Source organism: Mitsuokella sp. UBA4253 (assembly GCF_002395285.1).
GTDB classification, from domain to species: Bacteria; Bacillota; Negativicutes; order Selenomonadales; family Selenomonadaceae; genus Mitsuokella; species Mitsuokella jalaludinii.
Genome location: NZ_DGWR01000015.1, coordinates 247,962 through 272,260, shown reverse-complemented (window position 1 = coordinate 272,260; position 24,299 = coordinate 247,962). Strand labels below are relative to the sequence as shown.

The 24,299-nt window shown below is 54.6% G+C and carries 35 protein-coding genes and 1 pseudogene; 27 read left to right on the top strand and 9 right to left on the bottom strand.

Annotated elements, in window-relative coordinates; all coding sequences use genetic code 11:
* Positions 1-54: 54 nt before the first annotated feature.
* The 8 genes from tyrS (at position 55) to queA (ending at position 7,440) form a co-directional block, all read left to right on the top strand.
* Entirely contained in the window at positions 55-1,263 is a 1,209-nt protein-coding gene (gene tyrS, locus B2X55_RS08525) for a tyrosine--tRNA ligase (RefSeq protein ID WP_286821742.1), read from the top strand.
* A gap of 119 nt (positions 1,264-1,382) precedes the next feature.
* Complete coding sequence (locus B2X55_RS08520; RefSeq protein ID WP_055160561.1) at positions 1,383-2,117, top strand: YebC/PmpR family DNA-binding transcriptional regulator; 735 nt, start codon at positions 1,383-1,385, stop codon at positions 2,115-2,117.
* A 111-nt stretch (positions 2,118-2,228) separates the two neighbouring features.
* Positions 2,229-2,723: a crossover junction endodeoxyribonuclease RuvC gene (gene ruvC / locus B2X55_RS08515; RefSeq protein WP_036376682.1), complete on the top strand. Its 495-nt coding sequence runs from the start codon at positions 2,229-2,231 to the stop codon at positions 2,721-2,723.
* Positions 2,720-3,319, top strand: a complete 600-nt coding sequence (gene ruvA, locus B2X55_RS08510; RefSeq protein WP_286821740.1) for a Holliday junction branch migration protein RuvA — start codon at positions 2,720-2,722, stop codon at positions 3,317-3,319. The genes ruvC and ruvA overlap by 4 nt, the downstream gene beginning before the upstream one ends.
* Before the next feature lie 57 nt (positions 3,320-3,376).
* On the top strand, positions 3,377-4,354 hold the full coding sequence (ruvB, locus tag B2X55_RS08505) for a Holliday junction branch migration DNA helicase RuvB (protein ID WP_055160771.1): 978 nt from the start codon (positions 3,377-3,379) through the stop codon (positions 4,352-4,354).
* A 28-nt stretch (positions 4,355-4,382) separates the two neighbouring features.
* Entirely contained in the window at positions 4,383-5,015 is a 633-nt protein-coding gene (locus B2X55_RS08500) for an epoxyqueuosine reductase QueH (protein ID WP_286821739.1), read from the top strand.
* Positions 5,016-5,100: 85 nt separating this feature from the next.
* On the top strand, positions 5,101-6,303 hold the full coding sequence (locus B2X55_RS08495) for a SpoIID/LytB domain-containing protein (protein ID WP_286821738.1): 1,203 nt from the start codon (positions 5,101-5,103) through the stop codon (positions 6,301-6,303).
* 24 nt (positions 6,304-6,327) lie between these two features.
* Complete coding sequence (gene queA / locus B2X55_RS08490; protein ID WP_286821736.1) at positions 6,328-7,440, top strand: tRNA preQ1(34) S-adenosylmethionine ribosyltransferase-isomerase QueA; 1,113 nt, start codon at positions 6,328-6,330, stop codon at positions 7,438-7,440.
* 100 nt (positions 7,441-7,540) lie between these two features.
* Here the strand turns inward: queA and B2X55_RS08485 are convergent, their stop codons facing one another.
* Positions 7,541-8,437, bottom strand: a complete 897-nt coding sequence (locus tag B2X55_RS08485; protein WP_286821735.1) for an Abi family protein — start codon at positions 8,435-8,437, stop codon at positions 7,541-7,543.
* Positions 8,438-8,608: 171 nt separating this feature from the next.
* Between B2X55_RS08485 and B2X55_RS10895 the strand changes: the two are divergent.
* Positions 8,609-8,854 (top strand): annotated as a pseudogene (locus B2X55_RS10895) (S-adenosylmethionine:tRNA ribosyltransferase-isomerase); the annotation flags it as partial.
* 39 nt (positions 8,855-8,893) lie between these two features.
* Here the strand turns inward: B2X55_RS10895 and B2X55_RS08475 are convergent.
* Complete coding sequence (locus tag B2X55_RS08475; RefSeq protein ID WP_286821734.1) at positions 8,894-10,603, bottom strand: recombinase family protein; 1,710 nt, start codon at positions 10,601-10,603, stop codon at positions 8,894-8,896.
* 143 nt (positions 10,604-10,746) lie between these two features.
* Between B2X55_RS08475 and B2X55_RS08470 the strand changes: the two genes are divergently transcribed.
* The 4 genes from B2X55_RS08470 (at position 10,747) to B2X55_RS08455 (ending at position 12,436) form a co-directional block, all read left to right on the top strand.
* Positions 10,747-11,136, top strand: a complete 390-nt coding sequence (locus tag B2X55_RS08470; protein WP_286821733.1) for a hypothetical protein — start codon at positions 10,747-10,749, stop codon at positions 11,134-11,136.
* The gene (locus tag B2X55_RS08465; RefSeq protein ID WP_286821732.1) at positions 11,133-11,657 is read left to right on the top strand and encodes a hypothetical protein; all 525 of its coding nucleotides are present in this window, start codon (positions 11,133-11,135) and stop codon (positions 11,655-11,657) included. Before B2X55_RS08470 ends, B2X55_RS08465 begins: the two co-directional genes overlap by 4 nt.
* 358 nt (positions 11,658-12,015) lie before the next feature.
* Positions 12,016-12,207, top strand: coding sequence for a hypothetical protein (locus B2X55_RS08460; protein ID WP_286821731.1), 192 nt, complete (start codon positions 12,016-12,018; stop codon positions 12,205-12,207).
* 19 nt (positions 12,208-12,226) lie between these two features.
* Complete coding sequence (locus tag B2X55_RS08455; RefSeq protein WP_286821730.1) at positions 12,227-12,436, top strand: hypothetical protein; 210 nt, start codon at positions 12,227-12,229, stop codon at positions 12,434-12,436.
* On the opposite strand, the gene B2X55_RS08450 is transcribed toward B2X55_RS08455, so the two are convergent.
* Both B2X55_RS08450 and B2X55_RS08445 read right to left on the bottom strand, forming a co-directional pair.
* Positions 12,394-13,071, bottom strand: a complete 678-nt coding sequence (locus B2X55_RS08450) for a DUF4145 domain-containing protein (protein ID WP_286821729.1) — start codon at positions 13,069-13,071, stop codon at positions 12,394-12,396. The two genes, B2X55_RS08455 and B2X55_RS08450, sit on opposite strands and share 43 nt — an antisense overlap.
* 256 nt (positions 13,072-13,327) lie before the next feature.
* On the bottom strand, positions 13,328-14,011 hold the full coding sequence (locus B2X55_RS08445; protein WP_286821728.1) for a hypothetical protein: 684 nt from the start codon (positions 14,009-14,011) through the stop codon (positions 13,328-13,330).
* A 175-nt stretch (positions 14,012-14,186) separates the two neighbouring features.
* Here B2X55_RS08445 and B2X55_RS08440 point away from each other — a divergent pair, with 175 nt between their 5' ends.
* The 3 genes from B2X55_RS08440 (at position 14,187) to B2X55_RS08430 (ending at position 15,465) form a co-directional block, all read left to right on the top strand.
* Positions 14,187-14,369 carry a type II toxin-antitoxin system HicA family toxin gene (locus tag B2X55_RS08440; protein ID WP_286821727.1) on the top strand — a complete coding sequence of 61 codons (183 nt, stop codon included), beginning with the start codon at positions 14,187-14,189 and terminating at the stop codon, positions 14,367-14,369.
* A gap of 38 nt (positions 14,370-14,407) precedes the next feature.
* A complete protein-coding gene (locus B2X55_RS08435; protein ID WP_286821726.1) occupies positions 14,408-14,812 on the top strand; it encodes a type II toxin-antitoxin system HicB family antitoxin in 405 nt (134 codons plus the stop codon).
* A gap of 92 nt (positions 14,813-14,904) precedes the next feature.
* Positions 14,905-15,465, top strand: a complete 561-nt coding sequence (locus tag B2X55_RS08430; protein ID WP_286821725.1) for a hypothetical protein — start codon at positions 14,905-14,907, stop codon at positions 15,463-15,465.
* Here the strand turns inward: B2X55_RS08430 and B2X55_RS08425 are convergent.
* The 5 genes from B2X55_RS08425 to B2X55_RS08405 form a co-directional block, all read right to left on the bottom strand.
* Complete coding sequence (locus B2X55_RS08425) at positions 15,449-16,423, bottom strand: Kiwa anti-phage protein KwaB-like domain-containing protein (RefSeq protein ID WP_286821723.1); 975 nt, start codon at positions 16,421-16,423, stop codon at positions 15,449-15,451. The genes B2X55_RS08430 and B2X55_RS08425 overlap by 17 nt on opposite strands.
* 76 nt (positions 16,424-16,499) lie before the next feature.
* Positions 16,500-17,414, bottom strand: coding sequence for a virulence RhuM family protein (locus B2X55_RS08420; RefSeq protein ID WP_286821722.1), 915 nt, complete (start codon positions 17,412-17,414; stop codon positions 16,500-16,502).
* A gap of 135 nt (positions 17,415-17,549) precedes the next feature.
* A complete protein-coding gene (locus B2X55_RS08415) occupies positions 17,550-18,338 on the bottom strand; it encodes a DUF6414 family protein (protein ID WP_286821721.1) in 789 nt (262 codons plus the stop codon).
* On the bottom strand, positions 18,287-18,460 hold the full coding sequence (locus tag B2X55_RS08410; protein ID WP_286821719.1) for a hypothetical protein: 174 nt from the start codon (positions 18,458-18,460) through the stop codon (positions 18,287-18,289). Before B2X55_RS08410 ends, B2X55_RS08415 begins: the two co-directional genes overlap by 52 nt.
* Before the next feature lie 127 nt (positions 18,461-18,587).
* Positions 18,588-18,974, bottom strand: a complete 387-nt coding sequence (locus B2X55_RS08405) for a helix-turn-helix domain-containing protein (protein ID WP_286821718.1) — start codon at positions 18,972-18,974, stop codon at positions 18,588-18,590.
* Positions 18,975-19,121: 147 nt separating this feature from the next.
* Between B2X55_RS08405 and B2X55_RS08400 the strand changes: the two genes are divergently transcribed.
* The 11 genes from B2X55_RS08400 to B2X55_RS08350 all read left to right on the top strand — a co-directional run bounded on the left by B2X55_RS08400 (position 19,122) and on the right by B2X55_RS08350 (position 24,233).
* Positions 19,122-19,337, top strand: a complete 216-nt coding sequence (locus B2X55_RS08400; RefSeq protein ID WP_286821717.1) for a helix-turn-helix transcriptional regulator — start codon at positions 19,122-19,124, stop codon at positions 19,335-19,337.
* Positions 19,338-19,410: 73 nt separating this feature from the next.
* Positions 19,411-19,848 (top strand): hypothetical protein, encoded by a 438-nt coding sequence (locus B2X55_RS08395; protein WP_286821716.1) that lies wholly within the window; start codon positions 19,411-19,413, stop codon positions 19,846-19,848.
* 347 nt (positions 19,849-20,195) lie between these two features.
* Complete coding sequence (locus tag B2X55_RS08390; protein WP_286821715.1) at positions 20,196-21,005, top strand: hypothetical protein; 810 nt, start codon at positions 20,196-20,198, stop codon at positions 21,003-21,005.
* On the top strand, positions 21,006-21,524 hold the full coding sequence (locus tag B2X55_RS08385) for a hypothetical protein (protein WP_286821714.1): 519 nt from the start codon (positions 21,006-21,008) through the stop codon (positions 21,522-21,524). It begins immediately after the preceding gene.
* 71 nt (positions 21,525-21,595) lie between these two features.
* A complete protein-coding gene (locus tag B2X55_RS08380) occupies positions 21,596-21,757 on the top strand; it encodes a hypothetical protein (protein ID WP_286821713.1) in 162 nt (53 codons plus the stop codon).
* 44 nt (positions 21,758-21,801) lie between these two features.
* Positions 21,802-22,056 (top strand): hypothetical protein, encoded by a 255-nt coding sequence (locus B2X55_RS08375; RefSeq protein ID WP_286821712.1) that lies wholly within the window; start codon positions 21,802-21,804, stop codon positions 22,054-22,056.
* A gap of 70 nt (positions 22,057-22,126) precedes the next feature.
* Entirely contained in the window at positions 22,127-22,276 is a 150-nt protein-coding gene (locus B2X55_RS08370; RefSeq protein WP_286821710.1) for a hypothetical protein, read from the top strand.
* Complete coding sequence (locus B2X55_RS08365) at positions 22,273-22,443, top strand: hypothetical protein (RefSeq protein WP_286821709.1); 171 nt, start codon at positions 22,273-22,275, stop codon at positions 22,441-22,443. Before B2X55_RS08370 ends, B2X55_RS08365 begins: the two co-directional genes overlap by 4 nt.
* A gap of 174 nt (positions 22,444-22,617) precedes the next feature.
* Positions 22,618-22,740 carry a hypothetical protein gene (locus B2X55_RS08360; protein ID WP_286821708.1) on the top strand — a complete coding sequence of 41 codons (123 nt, stop codon included), beginning with the start codon at positions 22,618-22,620 and terminating at the stop codon, positions 22,738-22,740.
* A gap of 267 nt (positions 22,741-23,007) precedes the next feature.
* Positions 23,008-23,574 carry a hypothetical protein gene (locus B2X55_RS08355; RefSeq protein ID WP_286821707.1) on the top strand — a complete coding sequence of 189 codons (567 nt, stop codon included), beginning with the start codon at positions 23,008-23,010 and terminating at the stop codon, positions 23,572-23,574.
* A gap of 2 nt (positions 23,575-23,576) precedes the next feature.
* A complete protein-coding gene (locus B2X55_RS08350; protein WP_286821706.1) occupies positions 23,577-24,233 on the top strand; it encodes a putative HNHc nuclease in 657 nt (218 codons plus the stop codon).
* The last annotated feature ends 66 nt before the right edge of the window (positions 24,234-24,299 follow it).

Here is a 24,299-nt window from a genome sequence, read left to right as displayed (position 1 = left end):
GAGCAGCACCTGAGGCGTGCTGCCTGAGATACCTGAGATAAAGGAGAGAGATCTTTGGCAAATGTATTTGACACCCTGAAAGAGAGAGGCTTCATCGCCCAGTGCACGAACGAGGCAGAGCTCCGCGAGCTCTTCGACAAGGAGCGCGTGACCTTCTACATCGGCTTCGACCCGACGGCCGACAGCCTCCACGCCGGCCACTTCATCGCCCTGATGGCGATGGCGCACATGCAGCGTGCCGGCCACCGCCCGATCTGCCTCGTCGGCGGCGGCACGGGTACAGTCGGCGACCCGACGGGCCGCACCGACATGCGCAAGATGCTGACGGACGAGGACATCGAGCACAACTGCGAGTGCTTCAAGAAGCAGATCGCGCGCTTCATCGACTTCTCGGATGGCAAGGCCATCATGGTCAACAACGGCGACTGGCTCCGGAAGCTCAACTACATCGACCTCCTGCGCGATGTCGGCGCCTGCTTCACCGTCAACCGCATGCTCGCCGCCGAGTGCTACAAGCAGCGCTGGGAGAAGGGCCTGACCTTCCTCGAGTTCAACTACATGGTCATGCAGGCCTACGACTTCCTCGAGCTCAACCGCCGCTACGGCTGCAAGCTCGAGATGGGCGGCGACGACCAGTGGTCGAACATCATCGCCGGCGTCGAGCTCAACCGCCGCAAGAACAACGTGGCCGTCTACGGCCTGACGAACAAGCTTTTGACGAAGAGCGACGGCAAGAAGATGGGCAAGACGGCGGGCGGCGCCCTCTGGCTCGACGCCGAGAAGACCTCGCCGTACGAGTTCTACCAGTACTGGCGCAACGTCGATGACGCCGACGTCGAGAAGTGCCTCGCGCTTTTGACCTTCCTGCCGATGGACGAGGTCCGCCGCCTCGGCAGCCTCGAGGGCTCCGCCATCAACGAGGCCAAGAGCGTGCTCGCCTACGAGGTCACGAAGATCGTCCACGGCGAAGAAGAGGCCAACAAGGCCAAGAAGGCCGCCGAGGCGCTCTTCGGCGGTGCCGGCAACACGGCCGACATGCCGACGATCGCCGCCGAGACGGGCAAGAAGCTCCTCGATGTCCTGACGGCCGGCAAGGTCTTCGCCTCCAAGAGCGAGGGCCGCCGCCTGATCCAGCAGAACGGCCTCTCCCTCAATGACGAGAAGGTCAAGGATGTCGACTACATCCTGCAGGAGAGCGACTTTAAGGATGGCGAGGCCATCGTCAAGAAGGGCAAGAAGAAGTACTTCAAGCTCGTGAAGTGAGCCGAGTGATCTGAGATGAGAAAAACGCGCCAGACGCTTGTGGGATGGCGCGTTTTATGATAAGATAAGTAAGTTATCACACGATAGCGTGTAATTTTGATTGAAGGGCGGTTTCTTATATGTCAGGACATTCTAAATGGGCCAATATCAAGCGCAAGAAAGGTGCCAACGATGCCATCCGCGGCAAGATCACGACGAAGATCGGCCGTGAGATCACGATCGCAGTCCGCATGGGCGGTGCAGATCCCACGGGCAACATGCGCCTGAAGCTGGCTCTCTCGAAGGCGAAATCCAACAACATCCCGAAGGACAACATCAAGCGTGCAATCGAGAAAGGTCTCGGCAACACGGAGAGCGGCACGTATGAAGAGCTCATGTACGAGGGCTACGGCCCGGGCGGCACGGCTGTCATGCTCGACATCCTGACGGACAACCGCAACCGCACGGCTGCCGATGTGCGCCACCTCTTCTCGAAGTTCGGCGGCAACCTCGGCCAGGACGGCTGCGTTGCCTGGATGTTCAAGAAGAAGGCCGTCTTCATCGTCGAGAAGGAGACGTTCGACGACGAGGACGCCCTGATGGAGATCGTTCTCGACGCCGGTGCCGAGGACATGAAGGCAGAGGACGAGGTCTTCGAGATCACGGCTGAGCCGGACGCCTTCGACGACATCGAGAAGGCACTGGGCGAGAAGGGCATCGAGACGGCTTCGGCCGAAGTCACGATGGTCCCGGACACGACTGTCCACCTCGCCGGCAAGGATGCCGAGAAGATGCAGAACCTCATCGACGCCCTCGAAGAGAACGACGATGTCCAGAACGTCTACAGCAACTACGAGTCGGACGACGAAGAGTAATAGACTGGGGACGGGCTTTTGAGGCAAGCCTCTACGATTCGAACGATTCGAACGTTTGATTTGTAGGGGCTTGTTTTCGCATTTCTCACACGTTTTATGTTAGGGGAATTTATGTTAGCACTAGGAATTGACCCCGGCACGGCCATCTGCGGTTACGGCTTCGTCGAGTCGCGCGGCAGCCGGCTGATCCCGCACGCGTACGGCTCCATCTTCACCTCGCCGAAGATGAAGATGGAGGACCGCCTCATGAAGATCTACGACGAGCTCGACGCGCTCATCAAGAAGTACCAGCCCGACGTCATGGGCGTCGAGAAGCTCTTCTTCAACCGCAACGTCACGACGGCCATCCCCGTCGGCCAGGCGCGCGGCATCGTGCTCCTGACGGCCGCCAAGAACAACCTGCGGCTCGTCGAGCGCACGCCGATGCAGATCAAGCAGGATGTCACGGGCTACGGCAAGGCCGACAAGAACCAGGTCATCTACATGGTCACGAAGATCCTGCACCTGCCCGAACCGCCGAAGCCCGACGACACGGCCGACGCGCTGGCCATCGCCATCTGCACGACGCACTGCCTGAATAGCATCACTTGGAGGAATCAGCTATGATCGGATATCTTCACGGCAGGGTCATCGCGCTCTACACGGATCACTGCCTGCTCGACGTCCACGGCGTCGGCTACCGCGTCTTCGTCGCCAACTCGACGCGCACGAAGCTGCGCCAGAGGGAGGAGGCGAGCCTCTTCGTCTACACGAGCGTGCGCGAGGACGCCATCGTGCTCTACGGCTTTGCCACCGAAGAAGAATATGACCTATTTCTGCAGCTTATCGGCGTCTCCGGCATCGGCCCGAAGGTCGCGCTCGGCATCCTCTCCGCCATCACGGTCGAAGGGCTCTGCCGCGCCATCCAGAACAAGCAGGCGAGCGTCCTGACGAAGTTGCCCGGCATCGGCAAGAAGTCGGCCGAGCGCCTGATCCTCGAGCTCAAGGACAAGGTCGCCTTTAGGGGCAGCGGGGAGGAGGAGCTCCTGACCATCGAGAACGGTGAAGAAGTCGGCGACGACGCCGCTTCGGAGGCCATGGCCGCGCTGCAGTCGCTCGGCTACACGCCCTCTGAGATCGCGCCCGTCATCCGCAAGACGGCCAAGTACAAGACGACGGAAGCCATCATCAAGGCTTCTTTGAAGGAACTCAGCCACATGTAAAGAAGGAGGCTCATTTTGGACGGATTCGATTCTTACGACGAGGACCGCATCGTCTCCATGGACGAGCAGCACAGCGACGACTGGCAGTACAGCCTGCGACCGCGCAAGCTCGGTGAGTACATCGGCCAGGAGAAGGTCAAGGCGAACCTCTCCATCTTCATCCAGGCGGCGCTCTCGCGCGGCGAGGCGCTCGACCACGTCCTGCTCTACGGGCCGCCGGGCCTCGGCAAGACGACGCTCGCCGGCATCATCGCCAACGAGCTCGGCGTCAACTTCCGCCAGACGTCCGGCCCCGCCATCGAAAGGAGCGGCGACCTCGCCGCGCTCCTGACGAATCTGCAGGAGCACGATGTGCTCTTCATCGACGAGATCCACCGCCTCTCGCACAGCGTCGAAGAGGTGCTCTACTCCGCGATGGAGGACTTCGCGCTCGACATCATCATCGGCAAGGGGCCGAGCGCCCGCTCCATCCGCCTCGACATCGCGCCCTTCACGCTGATCGGCGCGACGACGAAGGCCGGCGCCCTCGCCGCGCCGCTGCGCGACCGCTTCGGCGTCATCTCGCGCCTCGAGTACTACACGCCCGACGCCCTCGTGCACATCATCAAGCGCGCGGCCGAGATCCTCGATATCGCCATCGAGGACGAGGGGGCGCTCGAGATCGCGCGCCGCAGCCGCGGCACCCCGCGCGTCGCCAATCGCCTGCTGAAGCGCGTGCGCGACGTCGCCCAGATCGAGGGCTCCGGCGTCATCACGAACGCCATCGCCGACAAGGCCCTGCGCATGCTCGAAGTCGACGAGGCCGGCCTCGACCACACCGACCGCCGCATGCTGCGCACGATGATCGAGAAGTTCGCGGGCGGCCCCGTCGGCCTCGACACCCTCGCCGCCGCCATCAGCGAGGCGCGCGACACCATCGAGGACGTCTACGAGCCGTACCTCATCCAGCTCGGCTTCATCAACCGCACGCCGCGCGGCCGCGTCGTCACCGAGGCCGGCTACCGCCACCTCGGCATCCCGTACCCCGAGAAGTGAGCAGAAATCCATAAGAGAGGTGAGCCCTTTGAATTTGTTACTCCATATGTGCTGCGGCCCGTGCTCCTGCTATCCCGTCAAGAAACTGCGGGAAGAGGGCATCGAGCCCACCGGCTATTTCTTCAACCCCAACATCCACCCCTACAAAGAGTGGGACATGCGCCTAAAGACCGCTAAGGAGTTCGCCGAGAAAGTCGGCATGGCATTTTTCGCCGACGAGCACTACCGCCTGCGCGACTTCCTCAAAAAAGCCCTGCCCGCAGAAGCCCTGCCGAACGGCCGCTGCACCATGTGCTACACCTGGCGCCTCGAGGAGACGGCCCGCTTTGCCGCGGAACACGGCTTCGATGCCTTCACCTCGACGCTCTTCTACAGCATCTACCAGCAGCACGACCTGATGCGCCGCACCGCCGAGCACTTCGCCGAGAAATACGGCGTCGCCTTCCACTACGAAGACTTCCGCCCCGGCTGGCAGGAGGGCATCGACATCAGCCATGAGCTCGACCTCTACCGCCAGCCCTACTGCGGCTGCATCTTCAGCGAAGAAGAGCGCTACTCCCGCGAAATCCGCAAGCAGCGCAAGAAAGAGAACAAAGCCAAAAAGCGCGCCCGCCTCGAACGAGAAGCCCGCGCGGCAAGCGAAGCCGCCAGCAACCCCTGAAAGCAGGAGCCCCGCTGGGAAGCGCTGCCTGTGCCGAGCCCCCGAGGCGGAAGGGGTCCATGCAATTGTGAAGGGAGTGTCTAGAATGCGAAGATTTTTGTTGGCCCTGCTGGCCGCCGCACTCGTGCTGTCAGCCGCCACCCCGGCCATGGCCCGCCATCATGCACCCGCCGCACCGAAGGCGGATAAAGCCTCCGCAGTAGCGGCCCAGTCTGCGAAGCAGGGGCCGGATCTGCGCATCGGGCTGGCCGCGGGGCAGGGGAGCGTGACCATCAGTCCGGCCGCCGGCAAGGGGATGGCCCGCACGGATGCGGGCAAGTCTGTCTCGCTGGCGGCGGGGCAGTCGTATGATGTGCGCTGGCAGGCGGGCGCCTTCCTCGTCGGCCGCGAGAAGCTGCGCGGCGAGATTCTGACCATCCGCCCCGAAGCGGCGGAATTCTCCCTGAACGGCCGCCGCTACCGCGGTGCGCTCGAACTGCGCCACAGGGGCGCGGGCCTGACCGCCGTCAACATCGTGCCGGTCGACGACTACCTCCTGAGCGTCGTGCCCGAGGAGATGCCGACCGACTGGCCGGCTGAGGCCCTCAAGGCGCAGAGCGTCGCCGCGCGCAGCTTTGCCCTCAAGAGCCGCGGCCGCCATGCCGCTGAGGGCTACGACCTCTGCACGACGACGCACTGCCAGCTCTACAAGGGCATCGCCTCCGAGAAGACAGCCTCGACGGCCGCCGTCCGCGCGACGAGGGGAGAGGTGCTGACGTACGGCGGCCAGCCCATCGAAGCCCTGTTCCACACCGACAGCGGCGGCATGACCGAGTCGAGTGAAGACGTCTGGGGGAGCCGTGTGCCGTACCTGCGCGCCGTCCGCGATACGCCGCTGGGCACCATGCCCTGGACCAAGACCATGAGCACCGCCGCCCTCGAACAGAAGCTCGCCGCCAAGGGCCACAATATCGGCAGGCTGCGCGCCATCGAGCTCTCGCCGCTCGCCGTCGGCCACGCCGCCAAGGACCGCACAGCCTCGGGCCGCGTCAAGGCGATGACCGTGACGGGCACGAAGGGGAGTGTCACGCTTTCCGGCACCGCCTGGCGCAGCCTGCTCGGCCTCAAGAGCACGCTCTTTTCCGCCAAGCTCACCAAGGACACCGTCACCTTCACGGGCTTTGGCGCCGGCCACGGCCTCGGCATCTCCCAGTGGGGAGCAGAGCGGCTGGCCGAGACGGGCAAATCCTATGCCGACATCCTGCACCACTACTACACGGGCGTCACCTTGCAACACGATTCCTACTAATATATAGACAGAGAGGTTTTCACCATGTTACTATCCGATTTTGATTACGACCTGCCAGAAGAGCGCATCGCCCAGGTGCCGATCGAGCCGCGCAACGCCTCGCGCCTCATGGTCCTCGACCCCGTAGAGAAGACCATCGAGCACCGCCACTTCTACGACCTCAAGGAATACCTCGAGCCCGGCGACACCCTGATCTTCAACGACACGCGCGTCATGCCGGCCCGCCTCATCGGCCACCGCGACCAGACGGGCGGCAAAGTCGAAGTCTTCCTCTTGCGCCGCCTCGACGCCAACCATTGGGAGACGCTCGTCAAGCCCGGCAAGAAAGCCAAGCCCGGCAACGTCATCCGCTTCGGCGCGGAGCTCTCGTGCACCGTCACCGAACACACCGACTTCGGCGGCCGCATCGTCGAGTTCCACTACGACGGCATCTTCGAGGAGATCCTCGACCGCCTCGGCGAGACGCCGCTGCCGCCCTACATCCACGAGAAACTCGAGGACAAGGAGCGCTACCAGACCGTCTACAACCGCGAAGAGGGCTCCGCCGCTGCCCCGACCGCCGGCCTGCACTTCACCAAAGAGCAGATGCAGGAACTGCGCGAGATGGGCGTCAACCTCGGCTTTGTCACCCTGCACGTCGGCCTCGGCACCTTCCGCCCCGTCAGCGTCGACAACATCGAGGAGCACGAGATGCACAAGGAGTACTACTGCATCCCCGACGAGACCGCCAAGCTCATCATGGATACCAAGAAGGCCGGCCACCGCGTCATCGCCGTCGGCACGACGAGCATCCGCACCCTCGAGTCCGCCGCCACCGCCAGAAACGAGATCGCCGGCAAGAGCGGCTGGACCGGCATCTTCATCTACCCCGGCTACGACTTCAAGATCGTCGACGCCATCATCACCAACTTCCACCTGCCAAAATCCACCCTCATCATGCTCATCAGCGCCTTCGCCGGCCGCAACTTCATCCTCAGCGCCTACAAGACAGCCGTCGAACAGAAGTACCGCTTCTTCTCCTTCGGCGACGCCATGTTCCTCCAGCGCCCCCAGCCCCTCGCCGAGCGCACGGAAGAGCTCAAAGAGCTCGAAGCCCTCGACCGCCAGCGCGAGGCCGAAGCGAAGAAAAAAGAATAAATGCAAAGAAACGCCTTCTCATAAATGGGAAGGTGTTTCTTGTCTTGGGAAACTTATGGAGATTTATGATGATGCGACATGTGAATAAATTGAATGGAAATTAAGCGTTCTGTAAAATCATCAGCAACTCAGTTTCAGTGGCATTTGGCAAGCCAATCTTGTCGAATGCCACTTTTCCGCGATATGCGTCTAGCAGAGAAATGAGTTCTTTTTTGTAGCCCTGCTGGATTGTGACATTCGGCAGCCGATAGGCCAGCATGATGAGATAAGCGAAGAGGGTATCTGTTTGCAATGATGGTGTGCTGCGCAAGGTTTTTGTCGGGAGGATGACCTTGGGGCTGAACACCGTATTGTAAAGGCGGGCGGCATGTGCGCATTTGTTTCGGAGCACTGATAGGGCATGAAGATGATTGCGCAGGGTACGCGCACTTGTATTCAATGGTGCAGCCACAGCTTCCTGATCTGAGCGGTACAGGCAACTGTAGTATTTTGACAGCGTTGAAAGGGACATGACTTCCACTAGCACCCAGAGTGGCATGCGTCCGTGGTACTTATCCATGTGGTGCTGTATGAATAGACTATCCTTGTAGTAGTGCAGTTGCTTGCGGAGTTGTACCATCAAATCACTGAAGTAATTCTTTCGATAATAGTTAGCAACATCATAATGTTGCTCATGTGGCGGCTGACTGCATTTTCGCAAGGCAATCGTATTTGCAATCTGCGTGCGGTAGAAGATTTCTGCTATCTCCAGATACTTGCGCAGAATATGACGCAAATCCTCGTCAAAGCGATATCGATCATAGATTTGTTCAATAGTCGTCTCAGGTGTGTAGTGGCTGGAATGGGTACTCGTGCGGAACTCCAGTGCATAGCCGGATAATCGGTAGTAGGAAACGCGCTCTAGTATGGACAGCGCCGCAGTCTTGTTCTCCACGAGTATACCGTGTCTCTGGAACTGAGCGAGCTGCTGCGGAATGTCGAGTGGTGTCTTCAGCATGATAATCTCCTGTTCGTTGACAAAATAAAAAGGCTGGATTACGTATAATCCAGCCTGGCCCCCATATCAACGATACGGGCAGCTCTGTTAATTACATTATACATAATATAGTTTGTTTTTGCAACATGTTCTTGATAATTTGCGTACGCCTCTCTCTATTATATCATCTATATCATCATCACCAACTTCCACCTGCCAAAATCCACCCTGATCATGCTCATCAGCGCCTTCGCCGGCCGCAGCTTCATTCTCAGCGCCTACAAGACAGCCGTCGAACAGAAGTACCGCTTCTTCTCCTTCGGCGATGCAATGTATATTTCACACAAGTAACCGGATGAGGAACGCGCCGCCGAGCTCAAGGAACTCGAGGAACTGGACCGTCAGCGTGAGGCTGAGGCCAACAAAGAAAAAGAATGATGTAGCAAGAAAGCCTTCCCGCAGTTGGGAAGGCTTTTTTCATGCATAGAGGAAGGTGTGGACCTCGCCGTTGCGGAAGGTGAGCTGCGTGATGCGACCGTCCAGCACGATGATCTGCTCGATGACGGCGTTGATGAAGTTCTTGAGCTCCAGCTTGCCAACGTGGAGAGCGAGACCCGGGAAATCAATGCTGCCATGTCCCATGGCGTCCTGGAAGAGGAGGCGGGCGGCTTTCTGCAGGAACTCCTCGTCGGTCATGGAGCTGGCAAAGACGGATGCCTGCTCTGCTTTTGCCAGGTCGTCCTGCAGACTGGCGATGTCATCCTGCAGGCTGTGTTTCTCTCGCAGGAAGTCGGCTTCGTGCATCTCATCTTCCGCGTAGAGGAAGAGGTGTGTGAGGCGTGACAGGGCGCGTTTCTTCCTCTCGAGCTCGGCTCTCAGGTTTGCCTCGCGTGCCTGTGCTGTTGCATTGCCATGCCCGCGCATATCCTGGCCTGCCTGATACTCAGCCGTCCCGACGGTATAGCCGAGCAGGATGGATTGCACACGCCGGAGTGTGTCGGCTGACAGCGAAGCGACTTCACGGAAATTCTCGTCCTGCAGGAGGAAGCGTTGGATGCGTGCCAGGGACCACTGCGGGCGGAAAGCCGTTCGCAGGCGAATCACGTTGCTGATGTAGTTGAAGACAAAGCCGCCAATCGTGATGTCGTTTACGTAGCGGTTCTTGCACGTGCCTTTCTGGCGTCGGCCACCACAGTTATACATGGATGGCTGATAGCCGGAGGCACGGGCACGGTCAACCGACACTGCGTAGTTGCTGCCGCAAACACCGCACTGAATCAGCCCAGCGAAGATGTGTACGTGTTTCCGCTGCACATGGGTGGCCTTGCCGTGATGGCGGCGGTTCTTGTCCAGCCAGTAATCAACCTGGCGGCAGTCTGCTTCCGAGAAGAGGGGTGGGTGATGCTTCGCGCAGAGGATCCACTCATTCTGCGCCTTGAAGCTGAACGTCACATCCGATTCGTCGCGGTAGTTGTAGCGGTACGTCCCACGGTAGAACGGGCTGCGCAGGATGATGGCCACGGTGGCCGGCGTCCATGCGTAGCCGCGCCGTGTGCGCTTGCCTGTCCCGTTGAGCAGACGGGCTGTGTAAGTGAGGGAGTGTGTGCGCAGGTAGGTATCCTTGAGCTCCAGCGCGACCTTGGCTTCATCGTCGCGGATCGAGAAGGAATCCGTCTCGCGGTCGTAGGCATAAGCAAATGGCACACGGCCGCCATTCCATTTCCCCTCGGCGGCCCGGGCGTTCATCGTCGAGGCGACGCGCTCGCTTGTCATGTTGCGCTCCAGCTCGGCGAAGACCAGGATGATCTTGAGCATGGCTTCGCCCATTGCCGTGCTGGTATCGAACTGCTCATTCTTCGATACGAACGTCACGCCGAGTTTCTTGCACCGCGCATACATCGTCGCAAAGTCTAGGAGATTGCGGCTGATGCGGTCAATCTTCCAGACGAGCACATGTGAAAACTCTCCGCGCTCGATGCGTTCCATCATCTCCTGGAACGCCGGGCGGTCGGTGTTCTTGCCAGAGTATCCGGCATTCTCGAAGACCTCATAGTCCTTAATACTCAAGACGTACTTGGCATAGTTTATCATGTCCTGCCTCTGCATCGGCAGGGAATCCTTGTCCACCTGGTGAAGCGTGGACACGCGGCAGTAGATTGCCGCCTTCTTTTTCTGTGCTCTTGGCATAGAGCTGCCTCCTTCCGGAGACCGGCAGATGTATCTATGCTCATTGTACCAGAGCTGCGGGCGGCCATGCGCACGCCGATGCGTATGTTACAGCATTATCTACTCAGAGAGGCTGCTTTTTGGTATAATCAAGATAGAGGGAGGTGGAGGCTATCAAGATCATACGGTGGATACTAGTGAGCCTGTCTACGTTTGCAGCAGCCAATCTGACAGCAGACTTCTTTAATGGGCTATTTATATATGCGGCAGGATTATGCTATGACTATTATGATTGGAAAAGTCACGGACGAAAGCTCAGCAAGATATTTGGATGCGTTGCTTTTGCGTCGAGCGTCTTGCTATTCTTCTTTTCAGCCTTAGGAGTAATGCATTTTCTGCAACTGGACATACGTACCGGTATGATTGTGCCGAACACACCGCTCCTTCCACAGGCAGCGATTGATATGGTGCAGGCGGTAAAGTGTTTGCTGATATTTCCGATATTTGCAGGTGTTGAAATCTTTCTTGGACGAAATGACAAAGTGGACCAATGAACCGGGGTGAGAATATGGGGATGAAAGAAATAATTTACGCAGCGTTGCTTGGCATTGTCATCGGATTTGTGGCACGGATATATCAAGCAAGCGGTCGCAATGCGTTTGTCGGCACACTTTTAGGTTCTATGGTGGTATTGCCAATCATATATTTTACCGCCATATTCGGCGTGATACCGGCATTTTACTTTGCGATAAAGAAGAAAGAGTTCCTGATCGAGCAGATTGTTAGATTCAGTCGGACTTCTGACAAAAGAGAAAGTGATATCAGTGAAGAAGAAATCAAGGATGTACTGAACAAGCACTGGATTCGGACATGCGCGAGCATTGTTCACGTTTTATGGTCATCCATGGACACGATATCTTGCATCACGATAGAAGCAATCGCCCAATCATCGCGCGAAGTCCATCCGATTGCCAACCTGAAAGGGGTATTCCGGAAAACGCTGCATGATTATCGAGATCAGTTCGTCCATGCCATGGATGCACAGTTGGTGAAACGACAAGACGCAAAACTTTGAAGAGTATCGAAAATCAATCGGGGCCGCATTTCGAATGAGCCCCGCTCCCTTCGGGGAGGAAAGGGGGATTTCTATATGGAGAAACCAGATTTTTACCGCTACATCGCACTGCTTGATTATGAAGATGACGGCGTGCATGTCTCAGTTTCTTGAAAGGCATATCGCTCACCGTCCTTCAAGATTATTATACCAAAATGGAGCTGTGCTTCTATAGCGTTTTCAGGGTTCATGGCCGTCTGTAGGGCGGTCTTTTTTGTTGCCAGAGGGCGGGATGCGGATCAGGTTGCCGTGCCACCTGATCCGGTAATGTGGTATCATAGAGAGTAGTGAAAGTTTTGTGAAAGTGTGGTGACTTGACATGGATGATGAGAAGTTTCCGAAGACGAATGTCTACGAGGTGGCCGCGAAGGTGGCTGACCTGCTGGTCGAGAATCGTGTGGAGTGGGTGCTGGTGCCCAGTATATTCAAGAAGGCAACGGAGATGATCGAGGGGAATATGTACCTCTCGCATGACTTGGTCAAGACACAAGCGTTTTATCGAGGGGAATGATTGGCTTGGAGGCGATACGATGAAGAACGCACTTGATGAGCGTCTGGATGGCGTCAAAGTTGTCAGGATGATACAGGTCACGATGGCAAAGGGGACTGGCTCTATGGAGGATCCAGTCCGGCAGATTCAGCGTTATTTTGACATGAAGGGCAACCTCATCGCCGAAGTGACTACAGACGGGATGAGTTATCGACGTGGTACCTCGGCAGCGATTTGCGCTATGGAATAAGCAACGAGCAGATGCGACAGGCTTTTCATGAACTGCTTCATGTCTTGGACGGTATACTCTGGATGCTTATCCTCGATATGGGCGAAGTCGTTCCCAAGCCAAGTAGCACCACGGGCCAAAGACTTCTCGTGATCTTGTAAGCGGTTTATGGAATGACCAAGCGGTTCTTTGATGATTTGATCCGCCTGCTCAGGGTACTTCTTCGAGAGGTGTTGCTTCACGAGGATTTCCAAGGCCCTGCGATAGCCCATCCCGCAAAGCTGTCGGAGGTCATGCGATTCAGCGACAGCGGCCTGTCGATAGGCTTCCCAAAAATCAGGAAAGAGCTTCTTGATATCTGGCGGCAAATCTAAGACGGGTTCAGCCGATGGATATCTTCGGAGCAGCATATATTTTGAGGTCTTCGATGATGCTGCATATTCTAAAAAGATATGGTTGTTGCATGCAGTACAAAGCGCAATGATGTCTATGATGCGATCGTAGGTATTTGAATATGAGCCGGGCTGTAGCAAAGTCTTTTCTGAATAGACATTGATGATCTTGGGGTCGATTGCGTACCCGCAATGTGGACATAGCGCAGGCACGTTCAGGGCATAGCTCTCTTTATTGAATCCTGTATGAACAATTTTTAACAAAGTGAATCTCCTTTCATCTAGGGCCGCCTGCGGGGCGGTCTTTTTTTGTTGTCAGAATGCTGGGTTGTTGTGGTATGATAGAGGGAGACAGTGAGACATTTAAAGGTGGTGCGTAACAATGAATTATCTACGATTAATGGCTTATCTGATTGGTGGTTGGGCCGCGTTTCAGTTTTTGGAGAGTATTCTGGCGGCTTCTGCGGATGTGAGAACTACAGTCCATGACTTAGTTGGCCTTGCTTTTATCGCCGCAATGCTATTCCTCATGGCGAAATGTCAAAAGAACAGCGATTGCAAAACAAAGAAGATTGATTGAATGTGCATATTCCGGAGGGGCAATGCTGCCAGCGCTGAGAAGCAAACTGAGTATGTTGGATAGCTTGCCTGAGGGGATTGACTGTATCCTGCCATCAAGACTCCTGAGAATATCGCTGGTCCGACTCGTCAACCTTGCAGCCTTAGCGAGTGCGCGTCGCCGGGCTTTCTTTTTCTGTTGCGGTGGAGTGCTCGGGGAAGGTGATGGTTGAGGCTCCGGCACGATCTCTCGGTATATTTCCGGATGCAACCGCTCCAGGTATACAAGGGCCGGGCGGATTGCCTCCGTCATCTGCGGGCCGTAGACTCTACTGGCAAAGATTCTGGCTTGCTCACTGCTCATTCCCTGGAGCACTGAGCGGGCTTCTTGCAGTGGATCAGCGGCGAGCTGCATCGATTTTGCCCATGCAGTAAGAGCAGGCATGGATGCGTTTGCGTATGCAAACTGCTTTTGTATACGCAAAATAGGCTCTAGCTGCTCCTGCATGCGTGCGATTGCTTTTTGCTGATTATGCGCCAAGTCGACAATCGCGTTCTGCCTTATCGTCTGGGCCGCCTGTGTGAGCACGGCCATTGCAGCTGGATTGAATGGCGGTTGCTTCGGAATTGAGACAATATTGTCCATATATGCGTGTTTATCCAATAAGTATCCTTCCTTTCCTGGCCGCCTGCGGGCGGTTTTTTTATTGCCGGTATTGACCTTTCCAATTCTATGAGTCGCAACAAAGTATTTTATACGTATTAATACTTGTAATATGTGTTAACACGTGCTATAATAATAACTGTAAGGGGGAGAGATGATGAAGCCAAAGGAATTGTTGAGGATACTGCAAGCGGATGGATGGGTGATTGACCGTGTCAGAGGTTCACACCACATCCTGAAGCATCCGACAAAGCCAGGCAGGCCGACGATCCCCATGCACAACAAAGACTTGAAGCCTGGCACCTACAACAGTATCTTGAAGCAGGCAGGGCTCAAATGAGTCCTGTTTGCTTCTTGCAAAATGGAAAGGAGTTTACCATGGCAACGAAATTGATTTACCCGGCCGTGTTTCATCCAGAGGAAGATGGTGGCTACTCGGTTGACTTTCCGGATCTGCTTGGCTGCGTGACGGAAGGTGATACGCTCTCTGAGGCTGTTGATATGGCTGAAGATGCGCTCGGCATCTACCTGTATTCTCTGAAAGAAGACAAGGAGCCATATCCCGAGCCATCCGATCCAGCTGATATCAAGACGGAAGGGCGTGACTTCGTGTCTCTGGTCGAGTATGATGAAGTGGCCTATCTGAAACGCACGGACAATCATTCCGTCAAGAAGACCCTCACCATACCCGCCTGGATGGATACGTTGGCCAAAGAGCACAACCTGAACTTCTCAAACGTCTTACAGAACGCCATCCGCAAAGAACTTAACATTGCACAATGATTCTTGAGCCGTCCAAGCGGACGGCCTTTTCTTTTGTGCAAAAATGTGGCATGATATAGATATGCAAAAGAGTACATATGGAGGTAAGTGCGATGAAAAAAGCAAGTTGCATGGCCTTTCTTGCAGGCTGTTTCCCTATTGCATTGATAGAGATGCTACATGTTTTCATATTCGATTCTGATGAAGCTGTATTTGTTGTTCAATGTTTTGCCGTCCTTTATATGACAGTATCGACCTGGGCTTGTATCGATACAGGATTGTTTTTTAGGCGACAATTTCAGAGTGTACGTATTCCCTGTAAAATATCAGGACTTCAGCGAAAAGATTTATTCAGTAGCGGAGCAATCAGTTACTATGTGATACCATTCATTTCTTTTATTGGTTCTGGTATTGAGAGTGCTGTTACACTCCTGATTGTTACTGGACTTATGTTGGCTATGTTTTGTAATAATATTATGTTCTTATATACACCTTTACTGGATGTATTTGGGTATAAAATTCTGGAAGGAGAAATAAACCGGCATGATGGGGATTCTCGAAAGGGTACATTCATCGTTAAGACAGATAATAATCTTTTTTTTAGCAGTGATAATCAAGGGAAGATGATGCAAATCACAAATGGGGTATTTTTCTTCGTTAAAGATGGCGTTTGAAGGGGGCTGCACAAGTAACAATGTTAGCATCAAAGTCCTGCCCACGGCGAAGCGTGATAGTGTCGATAAATGCCTTCATTTGCTCTTGGGTACGAACATCAATCATGCATACACCATTTCTATCCTCAATAACATCGAGATGATATTTATTTTGAATATGCTCTTTGTTTTGATGTGTGATATGAGAAAGCTCCTGAAGAAGTTTTTCATCAGCACCAGCGAGGCACCCAAATTGACCAGGCTTTCTTAAATATTCTTTCAAGATTGCTAATCCATATTGATCAAGGACTTGTAAAGAAGAGATTTGCTCGAGAACTTCATGACATTTTTCTTTTCTGCTCTTCTCTAAGCCTAGCATTGCACGACCTTCTTTAGTTACGATATAACATGTATCATCTAGAATAAATGCATCGAAATGACGGACGAGTCGGATAATGTCGTCCGTTATTTCTGTATAAGAATCATTTGTATTGCTTTTTTGGAAAAGGTTCGCATGGATACGCTTCTTTTTACAGGAGAGCAACGGTTTCTTTTTTGTTAAGAAGATATCCACGTGAGACTCATCTTCAATGATAATCATATAAGCATTATACGAGTTTAAATCTTTATTATCAGCTTCCCCAAGTAAGGGAATGTTCTTAATATTAGAAATGAATTCAGATATGTCGGAGTTTGTGCAATATATTCTTTCAATGTAATCTTTCGGCGTAGCTTCTGGATAATCTCCTAGTTGCATTTTGTTGTAGACTCTTTTGCATAGATACTCCAGAGTAGATGCCATGAAACTATAGAGTCTTTCACTTGATAAATCAATAAGAATTCCTGTTTGTGGAGATTTTTTGAGGTTGATAGCAAAGCAACTAATAGTGACATTTGAAGAAAGTATTTTATTTAGCTGAGTTATTAGTTCATCCATTATACTATTTCTCCTTTTTCTATTTGCTGTTAAAAATTTCAAGAGTATTGTTGTCTTTCCTGGCCGCCTGTGGGGCGGTCTTTTTATTTGCGATTTTGGCGGCGCCGACAAAATGGTGTCACTGCCTGCGGTGCTTGATTGCGGGAATCTCGCGCTCGAGTTCGGCGAGGTCATCGGCGTCGGCCTGCTGGGCGTCGGCTTTCTTACGGCGGGCATCAAACTCGGCGTAGGTGTCGGTGACGTAGCGAATCATTTCGTCATGGGAATGGCTGCCGCGATCGGCGAGGACAGGGACACCGTGATCTTCGAGGATCTTGTCGACAGTGCCGCGCCAGTAGGGAAGCGTCAGATCCTTGCGCATCTTGACGCGTAGCTCGGCGCTCTCGAGGAAGATGGTGACGAGGCGGTTCAGCGTGTCAATCTCGTCGGCGGTGAGGTAGTTCTTCGCGATGAGGATGTCGCGTTTCCGGACGACGCTGCCGCTCCATGAGGTCAAGGCCATGTTCTGCTTGGAAGCATCAGCGCGTGCCATGATGAGGTCGGCAGCTGTCTGGCCGGTCACGCCATAGATGAGCTTGTTCTGTACCTCGGCAAAGAAGAGCTGCGTGGCGCGGTCGGTCTTGTCGTAGTCGGAGGAGAGTGCGAAGAGGTCGCGAAGTTTTTGGTAAAACCGTTTCTCGCTGGCTCGGATGTCGCGGATCCGCGCGAGCAGTTCGTCAAAGTAGTCAGGGCGGCCGTCTGGATTCTTCAGGCGTTCGTCGTCGATGACGAATCCTTTCTGCAGATATTCCTTTAGTGTAGTGTTCGCCCAGCGGCGGAACTGCGTGCCACGCGGGGAGCGAACACGGAAGCCGACAGCTAAGATGACGTCAAGGCTGTAAAAGGGAATCTCGCGCTTTACAGAGCGAGTTCCCTCCTGACGAACCTGTAAGAAATTCTTACAGGTTGCCGTTTCCTCAAGCTCTCCTTCTTTGTAGATAGTTTGGATATGGGCGTTCACGTTCGAGCGTGTGCACTGGAATAGCTCAGCCATCTGTGACTGCGTCATCCAGACCGTGCCGTCGTTGGCGTAGAGTTTGACGCTGGCCGCGCCGTCGTCTGTGTTATAGATGATGATGTTGTCCATGGTAATCCTTTCATGCCGTCCCCGAAAGCAAGGGCGGCCTTTTTATCTTGACAGCTCGCGGTAGATCAGGAACGGGGCGATAGTATAGGCATTATCGCCGCTGTCGTAAAGCTGTCTGGCTGCGGACGCGATGATGTCCATCGAAGACCGGAGCTTCGCCCCGTGAAGGGGAGATGCTGTTGACCTTGGGCGATCCAGGATACCAATGACATCCCACAGGCCTGGAAGGTGTGTACTGTACATGGCCACGAGGTCGCGGTAGGCCGTGAGCATGTACTCCTCTTTCAAGATGCCGCGTGCGATTCCAGATCTGGGCGTCGTAAGCTCTGCTTCAAGCCCTAAAGGAACAAGCTTCGCTATGCCTTTGAACGCGGTCTTGACGTCGTGCACCTCTTTCTTTGTTGCACCAAACTGAGTCGGATTTGAGCCTACCACGGATACGAGATCATCAAATGAGCTGTAATCCCGCAATGAAAGCTCGCCGCGCAGGTGGACGATAGTTCCGGTGGCGTCATCGGGAAGCTCGTCGGTGGGCTCTAGGGCAAGTTCCTGCAAAAGGACCATGACAGCGTGATCGTGTATGTCGGTCTCTGTTTCCGTCATGCTGGATTCTCCCCGGCTTCGTCGATACTCGCCTTTTACAATGGCAGCTCCGCCTTTTGCATCAAAAAAGGAGCCGGTGTTCGAAGTGGATTGTTTCTTCACACTTTGCACGGCTCCTGCAAGCATTTGAGCGATATAGGATTTTACGCGATAGTCGTCTTTGTACAGAATGTCGATCAGCGGTTCTTGCTGCCCGACGGTTTCGGGTTGGTTCGTGGTGTTGTCCATCTTTCAATGTCCTTTCTGGTGGCGTCGACACGGCGCCGGGACTGGTCGTAGTCCTGCTCGAACTCACGATGGTACTGCTTCATGCGCTGAAGCTGTTCCTTGATGCTTTTGAGTAACGTCATGACGATACCTCCTCTCGTAATCATTATATGACCGGATAGAAGCGCGCGCAATGATGAAATTATCAGAGAGCAATGGCCGTCCCATCTCCAGGGGGCGGCTATTTTTGTTTGGTGAAGTCGACGTGGATCACGTTGCCGTCTTCCGTTTGACGGCGGAGGCGCTTTCCTGGCTGAGCAGGAAGTCGAGGTAGGTGTCCAGCTGGCTGCGGCCTGCGGGGGTGAGCTGGCGGTTCTTGCGCAGGAGATCCTGCTCCTGGGGCGTGAGGGCCGGAGTGGATGGTGGAGTGGCGGGCGTCCGTACAGGTTCAGACGGATTATCTGTTTTATCTAGTAAGTAGTCTGTGCTGACACAAAAATACGAAGCAATTTGCTTGACAATGTCATGCGTCGGCATATTTTTCCCACGTTCCCACAAGCCTACAGCTTGTTGCGAGACCCCGAAGAGCTCGGCTAGTTTTGCTTGAGTTAAGCCAGGATGGTTTTTTCGCAGGTATCGCAATTTTTGAGCAAACATAGTATCAGTCCTTTCTATAGTATAATGTTACAACCGCTACTTGTGCAAATAAACAGAGCTCAGCTTGTATTTTCTTATTGACAAATACAAGCTAAAGTTGTAATATGTAAATACAAGCTGAGCTTGTTTAGAGAAGGGAGGGAGACCATGAAACGAGAAACACTCACAGGATATAGAGGAAAGCGGTCACAGGCTGAGATGGCTAAAATGTACGGCGTTTCGCAGCAAATGTGGAGCAGATGGGAAAATGGTGAAAACAAGCCGTCTGTCGTGGTCATGAAAAAAATGGAATTGGATAGTGGTATTCCGATGGAGATTCTTTTTTTTGATGTTTTTAACAAGAAAAACTTGTTAAAAACATAATTCATTCCACCTCTATTGTAGCGATTTTCTTAAGAGGAAAGCTTCTTCGATGCATGAAGGAGGCATACAGAAAATGATATTGATTGAGATTGACAATGACATTCTCAAAAAGATGACTAGTGAAGAGTTGATACGAGCATCCGTTCCATACAAAGGAAATAAAGGGCTAGAGATTCTGCGAACAGGAGCTATTTTAGTAGAGCGTAAAAAGCGCCCGTATCACGGTGACTTCAAGCAGGTTATGCTGAAAGAATTTGGCATAAAGTCAAGCCGAGGCTTCGTGCTGATGAGGGCATGGAAAGAGCGAGATTCGTATCTCGGGAAAATTACTTTAGGCAAGCTGAATTACAAGGTGATTGAGTCTATTTTAAGGATTCCCAGCTCCTACCGTGCTGATTTCATCGAAAAGGAGCGACCTGAAGAGAAAAGCGCTCGAGAGAATACACAGGCAGTCAAAGACTGGAAAGCACGATTAGAAAAAAAACAAATGGAGGTAGACATATGGGAATAAGCTTGACGCCAATCAACACATCGGTTATTAGGAAGCTGAGTAACCAACAGTTGATTCAAGAATTTAATCACAGCCGTAACAATATCGGTTTTGAACTCCTGCGGATGGGGGCAATCCTAGTAGAGCGTAAAACGCGCCCATACGATGGGAATTTCGAGCGTGTCATGGAGCAAGAGTTTGGATTTAAGCCAAGACGCGGTTATTTGCTGATGAAAGCTTGGAATGAACGCGATACTTACATTGAGAAACTGCAGACGTCTGCAGTTAATTACGGGCGACTAGAGGCTTTATTGTCACTTCCTGCCGAGGATCGTGCCGATTTTATCGAGCAGGAGCATCCTGAAGATATGACGGCCCGTGAGGCGATGCAGGCTGCCAGAGACTACAAGGCGCTCAAGGCCGAACTCGAGGCCGAGAAGAAAGCTCGTGCAGATGCTGAGAGCAAGAACGCCGAACTCGAGGGCCGGGCAATGGAAACGGAGCAGCGGGCACAGACGGAAGTGGCCGATGTGAAGTACAGGATCCGGATGCTCAAGACGAATCACGAGCAGGAACGGAATGACCTCACAAAGCGCGCGCAGACGGCGGAGGCCGAGCTCAATTCGCTCAAGGTCGAGCTCTTGCACAAGCAGTCCGAGGTGGATGCGCTCAAGCACGAGCAGAAGATGCAGACTGAGCCGCAGGTCGTAGAGATCCCCGATACGGCGAGCCGAGAGGAGATTGCCAGGCTGCGTGACCAGCTGGCACAGTCGCGCAAGACGGTCGAGCGGCAGGAAGCGCGGGCGGCATCGGCTGAGAAGAGCCTTGCCTACCAGATGGAGCGCGCGAGCAAGGCACAGGCCGAGCTGCAGGCGCTCAAGAATGGCATGAGCCTGCAGGTGTACGCCGAGGAACACAAGGAGTTCTCCCAGTATCAGAAGTCAGCAGATGAGGAGTACAAGACCGCATCACTGGCGCGGAAGTGGCTGTCCAATGTGTTCAACTGCCCGAACACGGAGCCGGAGCTTCGTGAATGGATCCGGTGCCTGATCAAGATACATGAGGACAAGCAGGAGGCCATCCTTTCCATCCGCGATGATGTGGACTCGGCCATCAAGAAGCTGCAGATTTTCCATGATGTCCTGGCAGGTGCCTGTGGTGTAAGGAGGGTGAAGTGAATGGCAAGGGGAAATGAATGGTTCCGCGTGCAGAGCGAGGACGAGCTGATGTCCGAGGCAAAAGCGAAGGAGCTCAAGAAGAAGCGCAATGGCCTCCGCCATGCGTTCAAGGATGACATCAACAAGAAGACCGCCGAGGGGAAGAGCCTGACAATGGAAGAGAAGTTCGCGATCTTCAAGCCGTACTATGAGCAGATGGAGATTTCTCCGGCTGAGATGGCGCGGTATGCATTTGTCCAGGAACTCCAAAAAGCCATGCAGGTGCATGGCAGGGATGAGAAGGCGCAGGATGAGCGGGACATCTACACGGACCGCAAGACGGGCGTCGTCGGGAATATCCGGCTCTCTCGTGATCCGTACTTCGTCAAGAATCTTCAGCAGCGGTTCGAGCATCGAGCCGACAAGTACATCCAGAAGAGCAGGATTTGCGGGGACAGCCTGAAGCGCATCCAGAGAGATATGCCGAAGGAGTACAGCTTGTTCGAGCAGGGAGAGACGGGCACGGGGACAGGCCGGTGAGTTCGTTCACCTTTATTGTAGCAGCGCAGGGGCGCGCAGGAGTGCGCCGATGCGTGGATGGGAGGAGTAAGATGCGTAAGAAAAAGAAAAGCCCCGCAGAGAAGATTGCGGAGCTGCTGGAGTGGATGGATTTTGTGGCGTTCCGGCATCCAGGATGGATGATCGCGTTCGACATCATCATGCTGATCATCGTGATTGGGTGCACGGTGTTCAACTTATCAAGATGGAAATGAGCGCACAGATGCCACCAACTATGCCATCTATCGCGGAGGATAACATGAACGATACACCATACTACAAGGCCCGGATGCGTGCGTCCAAGAAGGATGCGGCATTTGAGTCGCGGCTCAGCACGAGCGCGGTCATCGGCATCGGCACGACGCGCCTGTACCAGATTGAGCGGGGAATCCGGCTCCCGCACGAGGACGAGGTCATGATCATGGCCAAGGAGTACGACGCGCCGGAGCTCGTCGAGTATTATTGCAAGCACGTCTGCGCCATCGGCGCGTACTGCAAGAAGGATAAGGACTGATTGAGACTGGCAGATGTATCCGCAGGCGGCAACCTGCAGCCGGTCACAGGAATCGAAGGAGGTAACGGCTATGACAGTACATGAACAGGCAGAGGCCATGAAGAAGAAACTGGCCGAGATGGGCATCACGACAGATGCAGAGCTGCAGAAAGCAATCGAGGAAACGCGCATCGATATCGCGATGTTCGTCAACAAGCCAGAGGGGGAGAAGTCAGCATGAAAGCGTGGAGGAAGTACCCGAAAGGTAAATTCGCTTTGAACGAACTGGCGATTGAACGGTTCCTGGATTATTGCGACTGGACTTGCAGTATTGAGCCGGTATGGAAACGCGATGCGCAGATGCTGAAGGCAAAGAAGATCGTGAAGAGGGGGAGAAGAAATGACTGAGTACATCAAAGCTGCCGACATGGAGCCGAGAAGGGCGCGTCGTCGCCATCTGAATCCGAAGATTCGCAAGGAGCTGAGTGGGCTGTGGCGGGAATCACGATGATTCTGGGCACGGTCGTGGCTGTGGAGATCATGGCGGCAGTCGCGGCCATCCTGATGTGAGGAGGTGAGGTCATGCTTAAGACTGAGCTGCAGCTCCTGCTCACGGGCAGGGCGTTGAGCGCCAAGGGGTATGCCGTTATCTTCGGATGTGGCGTGGTCATCGGTGCGTTATTCGCTTGGGTGGTGTGGTCGTGATGGCACAGTCCAAACCGATAATCCCGCCGCTCTGTCGGCCAGGGTATTTCTGCCTGCAGTGCCCGTATCCGACGTGTATACGTCCCGCATACTGGAGCTGCGATGCTCCGACGCGGGAGGAGAACTACATGCTGAGGCAGGCCGGTGCGCATCGCCTCTGTCATCGGGGCATAGAAAAAGAGCAGCACACTCGATAGTCGTGCACTGCTCCTCGGGACTGTGGAATGTCCGATATGATTATTCTACCACATTTACGGAGGGTTTGCTATGAAGATTGATATGAATGCATGGAACCAGACGGAGGCTGCCGATATGGGTGGCTTCAAGCGGCTGCCAGCGGGCGGTTATGTCTGCCGGGTGCAAGCAGTCCGCGAGGATAAGTCGCGCTCCGGCAACGATGAGATTGTCATCCGTCTGGACATCGCAGAGGGCCCATTTGCTGGTTACTTCTCGAGGGATTACATGCACTCGGTGAAGCGCTGGGGCGAGCAGGTGTTCTGGAAGGGAACGTATACGCAGGTGACGGTCGGCAAGAGCATCCCGTTCTTCAAGGGACTGCTCGAGGCATTCAAGGCATCGAACCCCGGCTATGAGCCGTACTTTGGCGAGACGGGTGAGTGGGATGAGCAGGAGCTGCGCGGCAAGCTGATCGGCTTCATCTTCCGCGAGGAGACGTCGCCGACGACGGGCAAGACGTCGGTCGTCGCGCGCTATCCAAAGGACGTGGAGACCATCCGCTCGGGTAACTACACGGTGCCGGAACCGGCCATGCGCCAGTACTACGGACCGGCATCAGAGCTATCGCCGCTTGAAGATGAAGACATCCCGTTCTGACCATGATCCTGCCAGCACAGATTGTCCGCACGGCGGGCGAGGGCCTTGTGGTCTTCGTCCCGGCCAGTGCGGCAGAACAGAAATTCATCCAGGAGCACGGCGGTGCGCCGGTCATCGAGTTTCCCGACAGTCGGTGTGTGTCGCGCCAGCAGCAGTGCAAGGCGCATGTCCTTCTCGGGTATCTGGCCATGTGGTCGGGCTATACACCACTCGAGGTGGAGAAGGCCATCACGAAGGAAATCTTTCGCCAGACAAAGCCGTCGATAGTGGAGAACACGTTTTCGTTGGCTGACTGCTCGATGGAGACAGCGCGCGACTACATCACATACCTCATCGACCTCTGTCTGATGCACGGGGTCGAGTGTGGGGAGCCGCTCTGGAAGATGGCCGAGGATCTGCCGAAGTACACATGGGCCTGCCTCATGACGCATCGCTGCGCGGTATGCGGGCGGAAGAATGAGCTGCACCACGTGGATGCGGTCGGCAGTGGGCGGAACCGCAAGGAAATCTGTCATATCGGCATGCGGGTGCTGCCGTTTTGCCGCGAGCATCACATGGAGATTCATCGCGTCGGTCGGGATTCGTTTCTTAAGCGGTACATCTTGGAGCCGGTGCGCGTGGATGAAGCCATCGCGCATGAATACAAGCTGAAGGGGTGATTGTTTTGCCATCACACAATGACAGCCAGCGCTTCTACTGGCTGAAGCTCAAGGAAGATTTTTTCG